The sequence below is a fragment of the Streptomyces sp. NBC_00400 genome (assembly GCF_036048035.1).
GTDB lineage: Bacteria > Actinomycetota > Actinomycetes > Streptomycetales > Streptomycetaceae > Streptomyces.
Genome location: NZ_CP107940.1, coordinates 6,315,562 through 6,332,907 on the forward strand (window position 1 = coordinate 6,315,562; position 17,346 = coordinate 6,332,907).

Consider the following 17,346-nt stretch of genomic DNA (forward strand, 5'->3'; position numbering starts at 1 on the left):
CCCGCCCCGCGCAGCGGACCCGTCCCGCGCAGCGGACCCGTCCCGCGCAGCGGACCCGCCCCGCGCAGCGGACCCGTCCCGCGCAGCGGACCCGCCCCGCGCAGCGGACCCCGCCCGCCGCAGGCGCAACGGCGACAAACCCCCACGGCGGGACAGCCGACAACGTGGGCAGCCTCAGCTATTGCCTCCGAAGGAGCCGCGACGCGCCCGCCGCCACCGTCGTGGCGAGGACCCAGCCCGCCAGGATCAGGAGGGCCGCCGCCCACTGCGCGGCGCCGCCCGGCTTCCACGCCGCACCCTGATTGAGGTCGATCACCGGCAGGAGGAGGTCCAGGGAGTAGAGGTAGGGGTTCCAGGGCGGTGCCTCGCCCGCCTTGAGGGGCGGGGGCGGGGACATCGAGAAGTAGAGCGTGCCGATGGCCCACAGGATGGCCATCCACACCGCGGCCCGCCCCGGGCGGTAGCCGTAGGCCACCGTCCAGTCCTGCAGGAACCCCCAGGCCTTGGCCGCCAGCGGCAGCGTCTCGCGGCGCCGCCGCTGTTTGGCCAGCAGCACCTCGCGGGCGTCCGCGTCCTCGCCGGTGGTGCGCAGCGAGGCGGCCAGCATCTCGTACGGCTCGGGCGCGTACTCCGGGGTCGCCGCGGCCACCCACTGCAGCCGCAGCGCCAGCGGGAAGGGGCCGCGCGGGATCAGCGTCTCGTAGGCGAAGCCGGCCATCCACAGTCCGCCGAGCCCCGGCCAGCTCGCCGACTTGTCGATGAGATTGACGACCCGGGCACCGGAGAGGATCACCCGGCCGCGCTGCGGCCGGTCGCACAGGAAGCGCAGCTCGGGCGTCTGGATGCGGCGCAGCGACAGCTCCTGGTCGGACTCCATGATGAACCGGGCGTGCTCACAGTCGACCGCGTCGCCGAACCGCCCGTCGTCCAGCCGCATCCCGCCCTCGCACTCGAAGCGCTGCATACGGGTGCCGCGCGAGGGGGTGTGGGCGATGCCGTACGGGGGAGTGGCGCTGCTGGAGAACGGCGAGTTGGCCAGGCCCGCGGCGGTCAGATAGAGGGTGCGCTCGACGGTCAGCTGCGGGGCGTTCAGCGCCCGCCGGCCGAAGGGGTTGCTCAGATGACTGCCCCGCAGGCTCAGCGACACGCCGATGGTGGCGCCGCGCAGCGACAGCTCGCCGTAGGACTCCATCATCTCGGCCTGCAGGTCCTGGGCGACGGTCATCCCGTCCGCCGTGATGGACCGGCCCTGCCGGTCCTTGTGCACCACGGTCTGGTTGAGCATCAGGTCCGTGCCGATGTGCGCGTCGGTGAGCCGGACGCCGGAGGCCACCACACAGCGCGGCAGATGGAGATCGCCCTCGGTGTGCAGCCGGGCCGCCTCCAGCCGGGGTATCGCACAGTTCACCAGCCGCAACGTGGTGAACCGGCTCTCCGGCAGCACCACCTCGGCCTCGAAGCGGCAGTCCCGCAGCTCCACGAATGGCTTGATCGTGCCGCCCGCCAGGTCGAGAGTGTCCGTGATGTACGCACCGGTGAGCTGCAGCGCGGAGACCCGGCCCGGTTGCGGGGACGGCCCGTCGAGCAGCAGTAACGCCACGACCCTGGCCCGCACCCGGCGCTCCGGGCCCCACAGATGCTGCCCGTGCGGATCGTCGCGGGCCGGGTCGCCGATGTGCAGATCGCAGGTGCTGCCGTTGCGGAAGGCCTGCCACATGCTCCATTCCGCCGATGTCAGCTGCAGATCGGCGGGCGCGTCGCCGTCCCCGGGCTCGGTCACAGTGGATCCCCCTTGCTCTCCCGTGGTGTGTCGCAACCTGTTCGGACGCATGGCGTGCACCGGTCGTGCGGCGTCCCACAGGCGTCCCCGTACGCCGTCACGTGGCCCTTGCCCGCCCCGTGACTGCTTGAACACGCGTGGTCAGGGCCAACTCCGGTCAACTTCCGGGGCCGTATCACGGTGTGTGGAGTGCGTGTGCCGCTGTGTATCACTGAGTGATACGGCCGCTCGGGCCCAGGAGCGGGTCTGAGACACTGGGAGGGTGATCTCCCGAATCGATCTGCGCGGTGACGCCCTCCCCGAGGGCGGCGCCCTGCGCGACCTGCTGCCCCGTGCCGAGTTCGACGTGGAAGCCGCCCTGGAGAAGGTGCGGCCCATCTGCGAGGACGTACGCCATCGCGGCACCGCGGCGCTGATCGATTATGCGCGGCGGTTCGACGGCGTGGAGATCGAGCGCGTGCGGGTGCCCGCCGCGGCACTGCGCGCGGCCCTCGACGAGCTGGACCCGGCCGTGCGCGCCGCCCTGGAGGAGTCCATCCGGCGTGCCCGGATCGTCCACCGCGAGCAGCGCCGCACCGACGTCACCACCAAGGTCGTGCCCGGTGGCACGGTCACCGAACGCTGGGTCCCCGTCGAGCGGGTGGGCCTGTACGTCCCCGGCGGCCTCGCGGTCTACCCGTCGTCCGTGGTCATGAACGTCGTCCCGGCGCAGGAGGCCGGCGTCACGGGCATCGCCGTCACCTCCCCGCCGCAGAAGGAGTTCGGCGGCCGGCCGCACCCGACCATCCTCGCCGCCTGTGCCCTGCTCGGCGTCGACGAGGTCTACGCCGCCGGCGGCGCCCAGGCCATCGCGATGTTCGCGTACGGCACCGAGGAGTGCCTGCCGGTCAACCTCGTCACGGGCCCCGGCAATATCTTCGTCGCCTCCGCCAAGCGCCTCCTCAAGGGCCGGATCGGCATCGATGCCGAGGCCGGGCCCACCGAGATCGCGGTGCTCGCGGACGCCACCGCCGACCCCGAGCACGTCGCCGCCGACCTGATCAGCCAGGCCGAGCACGACACCCTCGCCGCCGCCGTCCTGGTCACCGACTCCACCGAGCTCGCCGACGCCGTCGAGGACGCGCTCAAGCAGCAGGTCGCGGCCACCAAGCACATCGAGCGGATCACCGAGGCGCTGGCCGGACGGCAGTCCGCCGTCGTCCTCGTCGACGGCATCGACGAAGGCCTCAAGGTCGTGGACGCCTACGGTGCCGAACACCTGGAGATCCAGACCGCCGACGCCTCCGCCGTCGCCGCCCGGGTCCGCAACGCCGGCGCGGTCTTCGTCGGCCCCTGGGCCCCGGTCTCGCTCGGCGACTACTGCGCCGGCTCCAACCACGTCCTGCCCACCGGCGGCTGCGCCTGCCACTCCTCCGGCCTGTCCGTGCAGTCCTTCCTGCGCGGCATCCATGTCGTGGACTACTCGCGCGACGCGCTGGCCGAGGTCGCCCACCATGTGGTGACCCTCGCCGAGGCCGAAGACCTCCCGGCCCACGGCGCCGCGCTGAAGGCCAGGTTCGAATGGAAGGTCCCGCAGAGCAAGTGAGCAGGCACGTGACCAGGATCGACGATCTCCCCATCCGGGACGAGCTGCGCGGCAAGTCCCCCTACGGCGCACCGCAGCTGGACGTCCCGGTGCGTCTGAACACCAACGAGAACCCCTATCCGCTGCCCGAGCCGCTGGTCGAGCGGATCGCCGAGCGGGTGACCGAGGCCGCCCGCCGGCTCAACCGCTACCCCGACCGGGACGCGGTCGAGCTGCGCACCGAGCTGGCCCGCTACCTCACCCGCACCGGCGGCCACGAGGTCACCGCCGACCGGGTCTGGGCCGCCAACGGCTCCAACGAGGTCATCCAGCAGCTGCTGCAGACCTTCGGCGGCCCCGGCCGCAGCGCCCTCGGCTTCGAGCCGTCGTACTCCATGCACGGGCTGATCTCCCGCGGCACGGGCACCGGCTGGATCTCCGGCCCCCGCAACGACGACTTCACCATCGACGTCGAGGCGGCCCGGGCGGTCATCGCCCGGCAGCGGCCCGATGTCGTCTTCATCTGCTCGCCCAACAACCCCACCGGCACCGCCGTCGGGGAAGCGACCGTGCTCGCGCTGTACGAAGCGGCGCAGGCGGCCCGGGCCGACGAGGCCGGCGCCCTGGTGGTGGTCGACGAGGCCTACGGCGAGTTCAGCCACCGGCCCTCGCTGCTGCCGCTGATCGAGGGCCGGCCGAACCTGGTGGTCTCCCGGACCATGTCCAAGGCCTTCGGCGCCGCCGGACTGCGGCTGGGCTACCTCGCCGCCGACCCCGCCGTGGTCGACGCGGTGCAGCTGGTCCGGCTCCCGTACCACCTCTCGTCCGTCACCCAGGCCACCGCGCTCGCCGCGCTGGAGCACACCGACACCCTCCTGAAGTACGTCGCGCAGCTCAAGACCGAGCGGGACCGCCTGGTCACCGAGCTGCGGGCGGCCGGCTGCCAGGTCGTCGACTCCGACGCCAACTTCGTGCAGTTCGGCCTCTTCGAGGATGCGCACGCCACCTGGCAGGCGATCCTCGACCACGGCGTGCTGGTCCGGGACAACGGCGTACCGGGCTGGCTGCGGGTCACCGCCGGCACCCCGGCCGAGAACGACGCGTTCCTCGACGCGGTTCGCGCAGTACTGAAGGAGAGCAAGCGATGACCCGCGTAGGACGCGTGGAGCGCACGACCAAGGAAACCTCCGTCCTCGTCGAGATCGACCTCGACGGCAGGGGCGAGGTGGACGTGTCGACCGGTGTGGGCTTCTACGACCACATGCTCGACCAGCTCGGCCGGCACGGCCTGTTCGACCTCAAGGTCAAGACCGACGGCGATCTGCACATCGACACCCACCACACCATCGAGGACACCGCGCTGGCCCTGGGCGCCGCGTTCAAGCAGGCCCTCGGTGACAAGTCCGGCATCTACCGCTTCGGCAACTGCACCGTCCCGCTGGACGAATCGCTCGCCCAGGTGACCGTGGACCTCTCCGGCCGCCCGTACCTGGTGCACACCGAGCCGGAGAACATGGCGCCGATGATCGGCAGCTACGACACGACCATGACCCGGCACATCTTCGAGTCGTTCGTCGCCCAGGCCCAGATAGCACTGCACATCCACGTCCCGTACGGCCGCAACGCCCACCACATCGTGGAGTGCCAGTTCAAGGCGCTGGCCCGCGCCCTGCGCTACGCCAGCGAACGTGACCCGCGCGCGGCCGGGATCATCCCCTCGACCAAGGGAGCCCTGTAGCCCGTGAACGGTCTGTCCACCGTCTTCATCCTGCTCGGGCTCTTTCTCCTCGGCGGTGTCTACTCGTTCTGGAAGCAGCAGCTGCCCAAGGGCCTGATCGTGCTGGTGTCCGTCGGTTCGGCGCTGTGCCTGCTCGCCGGCGTGCTGCGGCTGGAGGTATGGAATTGACCCCCTCGGCATCCCGTAAGAACGTCGTCGTCTTCGACTACGGCTTCGGCAACGTCCGCTCCGCCGAGCGCGCCCTGGCACACGTCGGCGCCGAGGTGGAGATCACCCGGGACTTCGACCGGGCGATGAACGCCGAGGGCCTGCTGGTCCCCGGCGTCGGCGCGTTCGCCGCCTGCATGGCCGGGCTCAAGCAGGCGCGCGGCGACTGGCTCATCGGACGCCGGCTGGCCGGCGGACGCCCCGTGATGGGCATCTGCGTCGGCATGCAGATCCTCTTCGGCCGCGGCATCGAGCACGGCGTCGAGACCGAGGGCCTGGACGAGTGGCCCGGCACGGTCGGCCCGCTCAAGGCCGAGGTCGTCCCGCACATGGGCTGGAACACCGTCGAAGCGGCCGGGGACTCGCAGCTCTTCGCCGGGCTGCCCGCCGACGCCCGCTACTACTTCGTGCACTCCTACGCGGTGCACGACTGGGAGCTGGAGGTCGGCAACCCGCACCTCGCCGCGCCGAAGGTCACCTGGGCCACGCACGGCGAGCGGTTCGTGGCCGCGGTCGAGAACGGCCCGCTGTGTGCCACCCAGTTCCACCCCGAGAAGTCCGGCGACGCCGGCGCCCAGCTCCTGACCAATTGGATCGAGACCCTGTAATGCCGAACGCTGCGAAGCTCGAACTCCTCCCCGCCGTCGATGTCCGCGACGGCCAGGCCGTCCGCCTGGTGCACGGCGAGTCCGGCTCCGAGACCTCCTACGGCGACCCGCTGGAGGCCGCCCTCGCCTGGCAGCGGTCCGGCGCCGAGTGGCTGCACCTCGTCGACCTCGACGCGGCCTTCGGCACCGGTGACAACCGGGCACAGATCGCCGAGGTCGCCCGGTCCATGGACATCAAGGTCGAGCTGTCCGGCGGTATCCGCGACGACGACACGCTCGCCGCTGCCCTGGCCACCGGCTGCCGCCGGGTCAACCTCGGCACCGCCGCACTGGAGACCCCCGAGTGGGTCGCCAAGGTCATCGCCGAGCACGGCGACAAGATCGCGGTCGGCCTGGACGTCCGCGGCACGACGCTGCGCGGCCGCGGCTGGACCCGCGACGGCGGCGACCTCTACGAGACGCTGGCCCGCCTCGACTCCGAGGGCTGCGCCCGCTACGTCGTCACCGACATCAACAAGGACGGCACCCTCCAGGGCCCCAACGTCGAACTGCTCCGGAACGTCTGCGCGGCCACCGACCGGCCCGTGGTCGCCTCCGGCGGTGTCTCCTCGCTCGACGACCTGCGGGTGCTGGCCTCGCTGGTACCGGAAGGTGTGGAAGGGGCGATCGTCGGCAAGGCGCTCTATGCGAAGGCGTTCACCCTCGAAGAAGCGCTGGCAGCAGTGTCGTAAGTGTCGTAACGGCGAACGAAAGGCCGCATGATGACCATCGAGCGCGTACGGACCCCCAACCCCTGGGAAGAGAAGATCGGTTTCGCACGCGCCGTGGCGGCCGGCGACCGGGTCCTGGTCGCCGGGACGATGCCACTGGTCGACGGCGTCCTTGTGGGCGAGGGCGACCCGTACGAACAGACCAAGGCCGCCTTCACCCACGCGCTGGATGCGCTCAAACCCTTCGGCCTCGGCGCCGACGCGGTCCTGCGCACCCGTGTGTACCTCACCCACCTGCGTGACGTGGACGCGGCCGGCCGCGCCCACCGGGAGCTCTTCGAGGCCGCGCCGCCCGTTTCGAGCCTGGTCGTGGTCTCCGGATTCGTCGACCCCCGCGTCCTGGTGGAAGTGGAACTGGAAGCTTTCCGAGAACTGTCAGAGAGGCCTGAACCGACATGACCCTGGCGGTCCGAGTCATCCCTTGCCTGGACGTCGACAACGGCCGGGTCGTCAAGGGCGTCAACTTCCAGAACCTGCGCGACGCGGGCGATCCCGTCGAGATGGCGAAGATCTACGGCGAGGAGGGCGCCGACGAGCTGACCTTCCTCGACATCACCGCCTCCTCCGGCAACCGTGAGACCACCTACGACGTGGTCCGCCGCACCGCCGAGCAGGTCTTCATCCCCCTCACGGTGGGCGGCGGCGTCCGCACCCCCGAGGATGTCGACAAGCTGCTGCGGGCCGGCGCGGACAAGGTCGGCGTCAACACCGCCGCCATCGCCCGCCCCGACGTGATCCGCGAGATCGCCGAACGCTTCGGCAGCCAGGTCCTGGTCCTCTCGGTCGACGCCCGCCGCACCGACGCGGGGACGCCGTCCGGCTACGAGGTCACCACCCACGGCGGCCGCCGCGGCACCGGCATCGACGCCGTGGAATGGGCCCACCGCGCCGCCGAACTGGGCGCCGGCGAAATCCTCCTCAACTCCATGGACGCCGACGGCACCAAGGACGGCTACGACGTCGAGATGATCGAGGCCGTCCGCAAGCACGTCACCGTCCCGGTGATCGCCTCCGGCGGCGCCGGCAAGCTGGACGACTTCTCCCCGGCCGTCGCGGCCGGCGCCGACGCGGTCCTGGCCGCGTCCGTCTTCCACTTCGGAGACCTGCGCATCGGCCAGGTCAAGGACGCCCTCCGGGGGGCGGGGCACCCGGTGCGCTGACCGCCGGAGGGCCGCGGTCCGATACGGCGTTCCGTCCCGCTCAGCGCCCCTTCCGCGCCGCCCGGACGAACTCCCGGTTCATCGTGGCGATGCTGAAGAGCGGAATCCCCTTGGGACAGGCCGTCGCACACGCCCCGGTGTTGGTGCAGCCGCCAAAGCCCTCGGCGTCCATCTGTCCCACCATGTCCAGGACGCGGCTCTCCCGCTCCGGGGCGCCCTGGGGCAGGGAGTTGAGGTGGACGACCTTGGCGGCGGTGAAGAGCATCGCCGAGCCGTTGGGGCAGGCCGCCACGCAGGCGCCGCAGCCGATGCACTCGGCGTGCTCGAAGGCGGTGTCGGCGGCCGGTTTGGGCACGGCGGTGGCATGGGCCTCGGGGGCGGCGCCGGTCGGGGCCGTGATGTAGCCGCCGGACCCGATGATGCGGTCGAAGGCGGAGCGGTCGACGACCAGGTCCTTGACGACCGGGAAGGCGGCGGCCCGCCACGGCTCGATGTCGAGGGTGTCGCCGTCCCGGAAGGACCGCATGTGCAGCTGGCAGGTGGTGGTGTGCTCGGGGCCGTGCGCCTCGCCGTTGATGACCAGCGAGCAGGCGCCGCAGATGCCCTCGCGGCAGTCGTGGTCGAAGGCGACCGGATCGTCGCCGTTCAGGATGAGCTCTTCGTTGAGGGTGTCGAGCATTTCCAGGAACGACATGTCCTGCGAGATGCCGTCCACCTGGTACGTGGTCAGGGCGCCGGGGGCGTCGGCGTTCGGCTGGCGCCAGATGCGCAGGGTGAGCTTCATGCGTAGCTCCGCTGGGTGGGGTGGACGTATGCGAAGACCAGGTCTTCCTTGTGGAGGACGGGGGCCTCGCCGGTGGCGGTGAACTCCCAGGCGGCCGCGTAGCAGAACTCCTCGTCCCGGCGGGCGGCCTCGCCGTCGGGGGTCTGCGATTCCTCGCGGAAGTGGCCGCCGCAGGACTCGGCGCGGTGCAGGGCGTCGAGGCACATCAGCTCGGCGAGCTCCAGGTAGTCGACGATGCGGTGGGCCTTCTCCAGGGACTGGTTGAACTCTTCGCCGGTGCCGGGCACCTTGATGCGGCGCCAGAACGCCTCGCGGATCTGCGGGATCCGGTCGAGAGCCTTGCGCAGCCCCTCGTCGGTGCGGGTCATCCCGCAGTACTCCCACATGAGCTCGCCGATCTCGCGGTGGAAGGAGTCGGGGGTGCGGTCGCCGTCGACAGCCGGCAGCAGGTTCAGCCGGTCCTCGGTCTCGGCCAGCACTTCCTGTACGACGGGGTGCTCGGCCGTGAGCGTGTCGTGCTGCGGATGGCGGGCCAGGTAGTCGTTGAGGGCCGGCGGGAGGACGAAGTAGCCGTCGGCGAGGCCCTGCATCAGGGCGGAGGCGCCGAGGCGGTTGGCGCCGTGGTCGGAGAAGTTGGCCTCCCCGATGGCGAACAGGCCGGGGACGGTGGTCTGCAGGTCGTAGTCGACCCACAGGCCGCCCATCGTGTAGTGCACGGCCGGGTAGATCCGCATCGGCGTCTCGTACGGGTTCTCCGCGGTGATCCGCGCGTACATGTCGAAGAGATTGCCGTACTTCTCCTCGACCGCGCCCCTGCCCCACCGCGCGATCGCGTCGGCGAAGTCCAGATACACGCCCTGACCGCCGGGGCCGACGCCACGGCCCTCGTCGCAGACGCTCTTGGCGGCCCGGGAGGCGATGTCGCGGGGGACGAGATTGCCGAAGGAGGGGTAGCGGCGCTCCAGGTAGTAGTCGCGCTCCTCCTCGGGGATCCGGTCGGGCGGGCGGACGTCGCCCCGGGCCTTTGGGACCCAGATGCGCCCGTCGTTGCGCAGCGACTCGCTCATCAGCGTGAGCTTGGACTGGTGGTCGCCGGTGCGCGGGATGCAGGTGGGGTGGATCTGGGTGAAGCAGGGGTTGGCGAAGTACGCCCCGCGCCGGTGCGCCCGCCACACGGCGGTGGCGTTGGAGTGCATGGCGTTCGTCGACAGGTAGAAGACGTTGCCGTAGCCGCCGGACGCCAGGACCACCGCATCCGCGAGGTGGCTCTCGATCCGGCCGGTGACCAGATCGCGGGCGACGATGCCGCGGGCCCGGCCGTCGACGACGATCAGGTCGAGCATTTCGGTACGGGCGTGCAGGCGCACCGTCCCGGCCGCGATCTGCCGGGAGAGCGCCTGGTAGGCGCCGAGCAGCAGTTGCTGCCCCGTCTGGCCGCGGGCGTAGAACGTACGGGAGACCTGGACGCCGCCGAACGAGCGGGTGTCGAGCAGACCGCCGTACTCGCGGGCGAACGGCACGCCCTGGGCCACGCACTGGTCGATGATCTCGACCGAGATCTGCGCGAGCCGGTGCACATTGGACTCCCGGGCGCGGAAGTCGCCGCCCTTGACGGTGTCGTGGAAGAGCCGGTGGACGGAGTCGCCGTCGTTGCGGTAGTTCTTCGCCGCGTTGATCCCGCCCTGGGCGGCGATGGAGTGGGCCCGGCGCGGGGAGTCCTGGTAGCAGAACTGCTCGACGTGGTAGCCCTGTTCGGCGAGGGTGGCACCGGCCGCGCCGCCCGCGAGTCCGGTGCCGACGACGATGACGGTGTGCTTGCGGCGGTTGGCCGGGCCCACGAGCTTGGCCTCGAAGCGGCGGCGGTCCCAGCGCTCGGCGACCGGCCCGCCGGGGGCCGCGGTGTCGGCGACGGGCGCGCCGGTCGGGTAGTCGGCGTAGCTGCCGTACGGCGTCGTGCCGGGGGCCGGCGTCGGGCCGGCGGACGGTGTCGCATCGGCGGTCAAAGTCGGATCGGTGGTCGGCGTCATGTCAGCTCACTACTCCGGTCATCACGGAGACGGGGACGGCGAGGAAACCCGCGGTCAGGACGGCGGCGAGGGCGTTCGCGAGGGCCTTGAGCGTCCGGTCGCGGCCGGCCCGGCCTGCGCCCAGCGTCTGCGCGGCGCTCCAGAAGCCGTGCCGGATGTGCAGGCCGAGGGCGAGCATCGCCACGACGTAGACGGCGTTGCCGTACCAGGTGGAGAAGGTGGCGACCACGTTCGCGTACGGGTGGCCGGCCTCGGCACGCGGATTCACCGTCAGCGTCGTCAGGTCCAGCAGGTGCCAGACGAGGAAAAGGCCGAGGATGACGCCGCCCCAGCGCATCGTCCGGGTTGCGTAGCTCGCGCGGCGGCGCAGAAGGAGGTGCGGCGCGAAGCGCCCCCGCCGGGGGTGGTGGCCGTGCGACGGGCGGGCGTACTTCGTGGGCCGGGCGGCGAGGTCGCGCCGGCTGAGCTGGTACGCGGCCACCGCATGCACCACGACCGCGGCCAGCAGTACCACCCGCGCGATCCACAGGAACCACTCGTGGTGCAGGAACGGCTCGCCGATGGTGCGCAGCCAGGCGGCGTACGCGTCGAAGTCCGCCGCGCCGAAGAAGATCTTGAGGTTGCCCAGCATGTGGACGACCAGATACAGCAGCATCACGAGGCCGCTGACGGCCATCGCCGTCTTCTTGCCGATGGTCGAGCGCCACAGGAGGCCCGCGAAGGACGGCCGTCGGCCCGTCCGTGTGTCCAGTGCCATGGGTCCCGACGGTAGGGACCGGCCTCCGATCGGTCCAAGACATGGTCCGGCTCATCTCCATAGGCTGGGCCTATCGCCGTCTACCCTTCCCCGTATGCAGATGCAGCAGCTCCGCTACTTCACGGCCGTGGCCGACACCCGGCACTTCACCCGCGCCGCCGAGCGCGAACATGTTGCCCAGCCCTCCCTTTCCCAGCAGATCCGTTCACTGGAACGGGAGTTGGGAGCGGAGCTCTTCCACCGCGCCCGCGGCCACATCTCCCTCACCGATGCCGGCGAGACGCTGCTGCCGCTCGCCCGGCGGATCCTCGCCGATGCCGAGACCGCCCGCCGCGAGGTCCAGGAGGTCGCCGGGCTGCGCCGCGGCCGGCTGCGCCTCGGCGCCCCGCCCAGCCTGTGCGCCAGCCTCGTCCCCGACGTCCTGCGGGCCTTCCACACCGCATATCCGGGGGTGGACCTCCTGGTGACCGAGGACGGCTCGCAGGACCTCGTCCGGGCGCTCGCCGACGGCGCACTGGACCTGGCCCTGGTCATCACCCCGCTCCCGCTCCAGGCCCCCGCCCTGACCACCTCCGACCTGTTGCGCGAGGAACTGGTCGTGGTCTCCGCTCCCGACCGCCCGGCCCCCGTCGGCCGGCGCACCCGCATCCGGGTGGAGGATCTGCAGGGCCGGCCGCTGGCCATGTTCCGACGGGGCTACGACCTGCGGGAATTCACCACCGCAGCGTGCCGGGCGGCCGGTTTCGAGCCCGCCTTCACCGTCGAGGGCGGTGAGATGGACGCGGTCCTCGGTTTCGTCCGTGCCGGGCTGGGCCTCGCCGTGGTCCCCAGCATGGTCGCCGAACGCTCCGGACTGCGCGTCACCCCCTTCTCGACGCCCGGTATGCACCGTGTGGTCTCCGTCGCCCACCGGGGCGATGTCTCCCCGCCGCGCGCCGCCCGGGAACTGGAGCGCATCCTGCGGGAGCACCTGGAGCCGGACGGCCCCTGAGCGGGCAGGACCCCGGTGGACGGGGGAGAGGGGCGGATCACCGGGCGGGGCCGGGCGCGGCCCCGTGGCAGGGGGCCGTGGCCGGTCGTAGGCTGGCCGCATGTCGACCCATGCGAAGCGTGAACGGCTCCTTCTCGCCGACCTGTTGGAGAGCGCCGGCCCCGAGGCGGCGACGCTGTGCGAGAACTGGAGCGCGCGGGACCTGGCCGCGCATGTGGTGGTGCGCGAGCGGCGCGCCGACGCGGCCGGCGGGCTGCTCGTCAAGCCGCTGGCCGCCCGGCTGGAGCGGGTGCAGGCGGAGTTCGCCGGCAAGCCGTACGAGGAGCTGATCCGGCTGATCAGGACCGGGCCGCCGCGGTTGTCACCGTTCGCGCTCAAGCAGCTCGACGAGGCGTCCAACACCGTCGAGTTCTATGTCCACGCCGAGGACGTACGGCGGGCGCAGCCGGACTGGACCGCGCGGGAGCTGGACCCCGTGTTCTCCGACGCGCTGTGGTCCAGGATCGAGCGGATGGCCCGGGTACTGGGCCGGAAGTCGCCGGTCGGCCTGGTGCTGCGGCGCCCGGACGGGCGGACGGCGGTGGCCCATCGCGGCACCCCGGTGGTCACGGTCGTCGGCGAGCCGGGCGAGCTGACGATGTTCGCCTTCGGCCGGCAGGAGGCCGCCGATGTGGAGCTGGACGGCGACAAGGACGCCCTCGACCGGCTGCGGGCGGCGAAGCTGGGGGTGTGAGCCCGGCCCTCCGGGAAGCCGGGGGTGAGCCCGTCCCTCCGCGTCCGTGAAGCCGGGGGCCCGCCGCCGTCGCACGACGGGAGCACGCCCTCTCACGACCGGAACACCACCGCCACGACCACCACGCCGACCACCACCGCCGCCACGAACACCGCCCCCAGCACCCGCGCCGCCACCCGCGCGGCGCGGTCCGGGTCCGGCGGCGGTGGCGGCGCGGGCGGCTGCTGATGATGCATGCCTGCAGGATGCCGCACGGCACAATGGACACCATGAGCAGCCGCGCCGCCACCCCGGACACCACCCCCGCCCTGGACCCCGCCATCGCCGCCCGCCTCAAGCGCGGCGCCGACGGCCTGGTCCCCGCCATCGCCCAGCAGTACGACACCGGCGAGGTGCTGATGCTCGGCTGGATGGACGACGAGGCGCTGCGCCGCACCCTCACCACCGGCCGCTGCACCTACTGGTCCCGCAGCCGCCAGGAGTACTGGGTCAAGGGCGACACCTCCGGCCACGTCCAGCACGTCAAGTCGGTGGCACTGGACTGCGACGCCGACACCCTCCTGGTCCGGGTCGACCAGGTCGGCGCCGCCTGCCACACCGGCGACCGGACCTGCTTCGATGCGGACGTACTGACCACCCGGGCCGGTCAGGACCAGTAGGCTCCGCTGCCATGACCACGGGAACCACCGGCACCGCCACACCGGACCTCGACACCTTCCGCACCCTCGCCAAGGACCGGCGGGTCATCCCCGTCACCCGGCGCCTGCTCGCGGACGGCGACACCCCGGTCGGGCTCTACCGCAAACTCGCCGCCGAACGCCCCGGCACCTTCCTCCTGGAGTCCGCCGAGAACGGCCGTACGTGGTCGCGCTACTCCTTCATCGGCGTCCGCAGCGCCGCCACGCTCACCACCCGCGACGGGCAGGCGCACTGGCTGGGCAGCCCGCCCGTCGGCATGCCGGCCGGCGGCGACCCGCTCGACGCGCTGCGCGACACCGTCGAGGCGCTGCACACCCCCCGCGACCTCATCGAGGGCGAGGGCCTGCCGCCGTTCACCGGCGGCATGGTCGGCTACCTCGGCTACGACATCGTGCGCCGGCTGGAGAAGATCGGCGAGCAGACCGAGGACGACCTGCAGCTGCCCGAGCTGACCATGCTGCTCACCTCCGACCTCGCCGTCCTCGACCACTGGAGCGGCACGGTCCTGCTGATCGCCAACGCGATCAACCACAACGACCTCGACACCGGTATCGACGAGGCCTACGCGGACGCGGTGGCCCGCCTGGACACCATGGCCGACGACCTCGCCCGGCCCGCGCCCGCCGGTGCCGCCGCGCTGCCGCCCTCCGAGGTCCCGCCGTACACCGCCGAATGGGGCGGCCCGGCCTTCCGGGAGGCCGTCGAGGACATCAAGGAGCGCATCCGGGCCGGCGAGGCCTTCCAGGTCGTGCCCTCCCAGCGCTTCGAGACCCCCTGCACGGCGAGCGCGCTGGACGTCTACCGGGTGCTGCGGGCCACCAACCCCAGCCCGTACATGTACCTCTTCCGCTTCGAGGGCGAGGACGGTGTGCGGACCGGCTTCGACGTCGTCGGCTCCAGCCCCGAGGCGCTGGTGAAGGTCGAGGACGGCCGGGCCATGGTCCACCCCATCGCCGGCACCCGCCCGCGCGGCGCGACCGTCCAGGAGGACCAGGCCCTCGCGGACGAGCTGCTGGCCGACCCCAAGGAACGCGCCGAGCACCTGATGCTGGTCGACCTGGGCCGCAACGACCTGGGCCGGGTCTGCGAGCCGGGCAGCGTCGAGGTCGTCGACTTCATGTCCGTCGAGCGCTACAGCCATGTGATGCACATCGTCTCGACGGTCACCGGGCAGGTGGCCGAGGGCCGCAGCGCCTTCGACGTGCTCACCGCCTGCTTCCCCGCGGGCACGCTCTCCGGCGCCCCCAAGCCGCGCGCCCTGCAGATCATCGAGGAGCTGGAGCCGACCCGGCGCGGTCTGTACGGCGGCTGCGTCGGCTACCTCGACTTCGCCGGCGACTCCGACACCGCCATCGCGATCCGCACCGCCCTGCTGCGGGACGGCACCGCCTACGTCCAGGCGGGCGCCGGGATCGTCGCCGACTCCGACCCGGTGGCCGAGGACACCGAGTGCCGCAACAAGGCGGCCGCGGTGCTGCGGGCCGTGAACACCGCGAACCACCTGGGCGGGTAGCCGCCGAGGGGTGGTCCACCGGGCGGGACCACCAACGGCCCCTGCCCCGGTCCACCCGGCTGCGGGGTGCCCCGAGTGCCCAACAAGGCGGCCGCGGTGCTGCGGGCCGTGAACACCGCGAACCACCTGGGCGGGTAGCCGCCGAGGGGTGGTCCACCGGGCGGGACCACCAACGGCCCCTGCCCCGGTCCACCCGGCCGCGGGGTGCCCCGAGTGCCCAACAAGGCGGCCGCGGTGCTGCGGGCCGTGAACACCGCGAACCACCTGGGCGGGTAGCCCCCGCGCCTGGGGTGCCACCCCCGCGCGCCGGGCCCCGCCGGCCGGTGCGCGATAGTGGTACCCGTGAGTGCCGTACCCCAGACCCCTGCCGAGACCCAGCCCTCGGTCACGCCCGGGCCCCCGCCGGCCAGGCCCGCGTCCCGTGCCAAGCGCAGTCTCGCCCTGGCGCTGCCGGCCGGTGCGGTCGGCGCCGCCCTGGCGCTGCTGGCCTCCGGCCGCACCTGGGCCAAGGGCACCGCGGTGCTGGCCCAGGGCGAGCTGCCGCGCAGCGTGACCGGCGCCGATGTGACCGGTGTGCCCGGCGCGCTGGCCGTCGTCGGGCTGGCCGCGCTGGTCGCCGTCTTCGCCGTGCGCAAGGCCGGCCGGATCGCGGTCGCCGTTCTGCTCACGCTCAGCGGCGTGGGCATCGCCGTCGCCGCGGTGCTGGGCAACTCCGACACCTCGGCGCTGCGGGAGAAGGCCGCCACCGCGGTCGGACTGACCGACGCCGGTGTGCATCACGTCACGCACACCGGATGGCCGTGGGTGGCCGCCGCCGGCGGTCTGCTGCTGCTGCTCGCCGGGCTGCTGGCACTGGTCTGCGGGCGCCACTGGCCTGCCATGTCGGGCCGCTACGAGCGCACGCCCGGGGGCGGCCGCGGCCCGCGGCGGACGCCGCCCGCGCCGGATCTGGACCGCCCCGAGGAGATCTGGAAGTCCCTGGACCGCGGTGAGGACCCCACCCGGTAACGGTGCTCCACCCGGCATCGGTGACAATGGGCGCTGAGGATCACCGCGCCCCGACCCCGGCGCGAGAGAGCAACGAGGAGCATTCATGTCGAGCAGTGGCCACGGACACACCCCCGCCGCCTGGACCGGCGTCATCATCTCGTTCATCGGCTTCTGTGTCTCCGGAGCCTTCATCGTGCTGGGGAACGTGCCCGGCTTCTGGGCCGGCATCGTGCTGATCGGTCTCGGCGCCCTGGCGGGCGGTCTGATGCGCGCGGCCGGCCTGGGCCAGGAGCCCAAGCGCTCGGCCAAGCCGCGCACCCAGGCGAAGGCGCAGCCGCAGGAGGGCTGAGCCGGCCGCAGGAGGGCTCGGCCTTCCGCTCCCGTGGCGCCGCGACCCGGCGCCACCCTCGTGGCACCCCTCGAAGGCGCCGCTTCCCGGTCCGTACGCACCCCTGGTGCCGTACCAGCCGTCCGTGCCTCTTCCGTACGGCGGCCGAGAAGCTGCGCCTTCGCGCGTACGGCCGCACAATCGGCACGTGAGCGAACCCGCGGCGCGGCCCCGGCCCGAAGCCCGACTCCACGGCGGGCTGCCCCGCCGTCTGGCAACGCCCCTGGGCGTCCTGGCCGCCGCCACCGCCGCCTTCGCCTGCCTCGGCGTCGTCGACCCGAACGAGCCCGGGCACTACCCGGTGTGCCCGCTGCTGCACCTCACCGGCCTCTTGTGCCCGGCCTGCGGCGGCCTGCGCAGCGCCCATGCCGTCGCCCACGGCGATCTCGTGGCGGCGCTGGGCGCCAACGCCTTCGCGGTGGCCGGGTACGCCGCCTGTGCGGTCCTCTGGGCCCGCTGGCTGGGGCGTGCGGTGCGCGGCCGCCGTACGGCGGGCCCGCGGCCGCGAGCCGCCCACTGGTGGGCGCTGGGCGCTCTGCTGCTGGTCTTCACGGTCGTCCGCAATCTCCCCTTCGGCAGCGGGCTGGCACCGTGATCCGCAGGCCGCGCGGGCCGGCCGCGCCCGCCCGTCCGGGGC

The 17,346-nt window shown here is 72.6% G+C and carries 20 protein-coding genes; 15 read left to right on the plus strand and 5 right to left on the minus strand.

Features of this window, described 5'->3' with window-relative positions:
- Positions 1–178: 178 nt before the first annotated feature.
- Positions 179–1,780 (minus strand): oxidoreductase, encoded by a 1,602-nt coding sequence (locus tag OHS81_RS27625; protein WP_328387526.1) that lies wholly within the window; start codon positions 1,778–1,780, stop codon positions 179–181.
- Between the two features lie 262 nt (positions 1,781–2,042).
- On the opposite strand from OHS81_RS27625, the gene hisD reads away from it, so the two are divergent.
- Genes hisD through hisF form a run of 8 tightly spaced genes read left to right on the plus strand, consistent with a single transcriptional unit; the run spans position 2,043 to position 7,827 of the window.
- Positions 2,043–3,365 carry a histidinol dehydrogenase gene (hisD, locus tag OHS81_RS27630; protein ID WP_328387528.1) on the plus strand — a complete coding sequence of 441 codons (1,323 nt, stop codon included), beginning with the start codon at positions 2,043–2,045 and terminating at the stop codon, positions 3,363–3,365.
- Positions 3,341–4,492, plus strand: coding sequence for a histidinol-phosphate transaminase (locus tag OHS81_RS27635; RefSeq protein ID WP_328387530.1), 1,152 nt, complete (start codon positions 3,341–3,343; stop codon positions 4,490–4,492). The genes hisD and OHS81_RS27635 overlap by 25 nt, the downstream gene beginning before the upstream one ends.
- Complete coding sequence (gene hisB, locus OHS81_RS27640; RefSeq protein WP_086716854.1) at positions 4,489–5,082, plus strand: imidazoleglycerol-phosphate dehydratase HisB; 594 nt, start codon at positions 4,489–4,491, stop codon at positions 5,080–5,082. Before OHS81_RS27635 ends, hisB begins: the two co-directional genes overlap by 4 nt.
- A gap of 3 nt (positions 5,083–5,085) precedes the next feature.
- Entirely contained in the window at positions 5,086–5,250 is a 165-nt protein-coding gene (locus OHS81_RS27645) for a hypothetical protein (protein ID WP_328387534.1), read from the plus strand.
- Positions 5,241–5,897 carry an imidazole glycerol phosphate synthase subunit HisH gene (gene hisH / locus OHS81_RS27650; RefSeq protein ID WP_328387536.1) on the plus strand — a complete coding sequence of 219 codons (657 nt, stop codon included), beginning with the start codon at positions 5,241–5,243 and terminating at the stop codon, positions 5,895–5,897. The genes OHS81_RS27645 and hisH overlap by 10 nt, the downstream gene beginning before the upstream one ends.
- Positions 5,897–6,628 (plus strand): bifunctional 1-(5-phosphoribosyl)-5-((5-phosphoribosylamino)methylideneamino)imidazole-4-carboxamide isomerase/phosphoribosylanthranilate isomerase PriA, encoded by a 732-nt coding sequence (gene priA, locus OHS81_RS27655; RefSeq protein WP_088797211.1) that lies wholly within the window; start codon positions 5,897–5,899, stop codon positions 6,626–6,628. The genes hisH and priA overlap by 1 nt, the downstream gene beginning before the upstream one ends.
- 30 nt (positions 6,629–6,658) lie before the next feature.
- Positions 6,659–7,066 (plus strand): Rid family hydrolase, encoded by a 408-nt coding sequence (locus tag OHS81_RS27660; protein ID WP_311623411.1) that lies wholly within the window; start codon positions 6,659–6,661, stop codon positions 7,064–7,066.
- On the plus strand, positions 7,063–7,827 hold the full coding sequence (hisF, locus tag OHS81_RS27665; protein ID WP_328387539.1) for an imidazole glycerol phosphate synthase subunit HisF: 765 nt from the start codon (positions 7,063–7,065) through the stop codon (positions 7,825–7,827). Before OHS81_RS27660 ends, hisF begins: the two co-directional genes overlap by 4 nt.
- Before the next feature lie 40 nt (positions 7,828–7,867).
- Here hisF and OHS81_RS27670 read toward each other — a convergent pair whose 3' ends face one another.
- From OHS81_RS27670 to OHS81_RS27680, 3 genes are read right to left on the minus strand one after another with little or no spacing between them, the layout of a single operon-like run.
- Positions 7,868–8,611, minus strand: a complete 744-nt coding sequence (locus OHS81_RS27670; RefSeq protein WP_328387541.1) for a succinate dehydrogenase/fumarate reductase iron-sulfur subunit — start codon at positions 8,609–8,611, stop codon at positions 7,868–7,870.
- The gene (locus tag OHS81_RS27675) at positions 8,608–10,638 is read right to left on the minus strand and encodes a fumarate reductase/succinate dehydrogenase flavoprotein subunit (protein WP_328387543.1); all 2,031 of its coding nucleotides are present in this window, start codon (positions 10,636–10,638) and stop codon (positions 8,608–8,610) included. The genes OHS81_RS27670 and OHS81_RS27675 overlap by 4 nt, the downstream gene beginning before the upstream one ends.
- Position 10,639: 1 nt before the next feature.
- Positions 10,640–11,395, minus strand: a complete 756-nt coding sequence (locus OHS81_RS27680; protein ID WP_328387545.1) for a succinate dehydrogenase — start codon at positions 11,393–11,395, stop codon at positions 10,640–10,642.
- A gap of 94 nt (positions 11,396–11,489) precedes the next feature.
- Between OHS81_RS27680 and OHS81_RS27685 the strand changes: the two genes are divergently transcribed.
- Together OHS81_RS27685 and OHS81_RS27690 are read left to right on the plus strand one after the other, a co-directional pair.
- Positions 11,490–12,386: a LysR family transcriptional regulator gene (locus tag OHS81_RS27685; RefSeq protein ID WP_328387547.1), complete on the plus strand. Its 897-nt coding sequence runs from the start codon at positions 11,490–11,492 to the stop codon at positions 12,384–12,386.
- Positions 12,387–12,486: 100 nt separating this feature from the next.
- Complete coding sequence (locus tag OHS81_RS27690) at positions 12,487–13,119, plus strand: TIGR03085 family metal-binding protein (protein ID WP_328387548.1); 633 nt, start codon at positions 12,487–12,489, stop codon at positions 13,117–13,119.
- Between the two features lie 92 nt (positions 13,120–13,211).
- Here OHS81_RS27690 and OHS81_RS27695 read toward each other — a convergent pair whose 3' ends face one another.
- Positions 13,212–13,355 (minus strand): hypothetical protein, encoded by a 144-nt coding sequence (locus OHS81_RS27695; RefSeq protein WP_328387550.1) that lies wholly within the window; start codon positions 13,353–13,355, stop codon positions 13,212–13,214.
- A gap of 33 nt (positions 13,356–13,388) precedes the next feature.
- On the opposite strand from OHS81_RS27695, the gene hisI reads away from it, so the two are divergent.
- The 5 genes from hisI to OHS81_RS27720 all read left to right on the plus strand — a co-directional run bounded on the left by hisI (position 13,389) and on the right by OHS81_RS27720 (position 17,304).
- Positions 13,389–13,778 (plus strand): phosphoribosyl-AMP cyclohydrolase, encoded by a 390-nt coding sequence (hisI, locus tag OHS81_RS27700; RefSeq protein ID WP_328387552.1) that lies wholly within the window; start codon positions 13,389–13,391, stop codon positions 13,776–13,778.
- An 11-nt stretch (positions 13,779–13,789) separates the two neighbouring features.
- Positions 13,790–15,331 carry an anthranilate synthase component I gene (locus tag OHS81_RS27705; protein WP_328387554.1) on the plus strand — a complete coding sequence of 514 codons (1,542 nt, stop codon included), beginning with the start codon at positions 13,790–13,792 and terminating at the stop codon, positions 15,329–15,331.
- 342 nt (positions 15,332–15,673) lie between these two features.
- Positions 15,674–16,339, plus strand: a complete 666-nt coding sequence (locus OHS81_RS27710; RefSeq protein ID WP_328387556.1) for a TIGR02234 family membrane protein — start codon at positions 15,674–15,676, stop codon at positions 16,337–16,339.
- A gap of 85 nt (positions 16,340–16,424) precedes the next feature.
- Entirely contained in the window at positions 16,425–16,670 is a 246-nt protein-coding gene (locus tag OHS81_RS27715) for an HGxxPAAW family protein (protein ID WP_129296900.1), read from the plus strand.
- Between the two features lie 187 nt (positions 16,671–16,857).
- A complete protein-coding gene (locus tag OHS81_RS27720; RefSeq protein ID WP_328387559.1) occupies positions 16,858–17,304 on the plus strand; it encodes a DUF2752 domain-containing protein in 447 nt (148 codons plus the stop codon).
- The last annotated feature ends 42 nt before the right edge of the window (positions 17,305–17,346 follow it).

Bases quoted from the DNA above. Each gene is read 5' to 3' on its own strand.
- OHS81_RS27635 (WP_328387530.1), top strand. From the start codon at position 3,341: ATGGAAGGTCCCGCAGAGCAAGTGAGCAGGCACGTGACCAGGATCGAC.
- hisB (WP_086716854.1), top strand. From the start codon at position 4,489: ATGACCCGCGTAGGACGCGTGGAGCGCACGACCAAGGAAACCTCCGTC.
- hisH (WP_328387536.1), top strand. From the start codon at position 5,241: ATGGAATTGACCCCCTCGGCATCCCGTAAGAACGTCGTCGTCTTCGAC.
- priA (WP_088797211.1), top strand. From the start codon at position 5,897: ATGCCGAACGCTGCGAAGCTCGAACTCCTCCCCGCCGTCGATGTCCGC.
- OHS81_RS27660 (WP_311623411.1), top strand. From the start codon at position 6,659: ATGACCATCGAGCGCGTACGGACCCCCAACCCCTGGGAAGAGAAGATC.
- hisF (WP_328387539.1), top strand. From the start codon at position 7,063: ATGACCCTGGCGGTCCGAGTCATCCCTTGCCTGGACGTCGACAACGGC.
- OHS81_RS27670 (WP_328387541.1), bottom strand. From the start codon at position 8,611: ATGAAGCTCACCCTGCGCATCTGGCGCCAGCCGAACGCCGACGCCCCC.
- OHS81_RS27675 (WP_328387543.1), bottom strand. From the start codon at position 10,638: ATGACGCCGACCACCGATCCGACTTTGACCGCCGATGCGACACCGTCC.
- OHS81_RS27680 (WP_328387545.1), bottom strand. From the start codon at position 11,395: ATGGCACTGGACACACGGACGGGCCGACGGCCGTCCTTCGCGGGCCTC.
- OHS81_RS27685 (WP_328387547.1), top strand. From the start codon at position 11,490: ATGCAGATGCAGCAGCTCCGCTACTTCACGGCCGTGGCCGACACCCGG.
- OHS81_RS27690 (WP_328387548.1), top strand. From the start codon at position 12,487: ATGTCGACCCATGCGAAGCGTGAACGGCTCCTTCTCGCCGACCTGTTG.
- OHS81_RS27695 (WP_328387550.1), bottom strand. From the start codon at position 13,355: ATGCATCATCAGCAGCCGCCCGCGCCGCCACCGCCGCCGGACCCGGAC.
- hisI (WP_328387552.1), top strand. From the start codon at position 13,389: ATGAGCAGCCGCGCCGCCACCCCGGACACCACCCCCGCCCTGGACCCC.
- OHS81_RS27705 (WP_328387554.1), top strand. From the start codon at position 13,790: ATGACCACGGGAACCACCGGCACCGCCACACCGGACCTCGACACCTTC.
- OHS81_RS27715 (WP_129296900.1), top strand. From the start codon at position 16,425: ATGTCGAGCAGTGGCCACGGACACACCCCCGCCGCCTGGACCGGCGTC.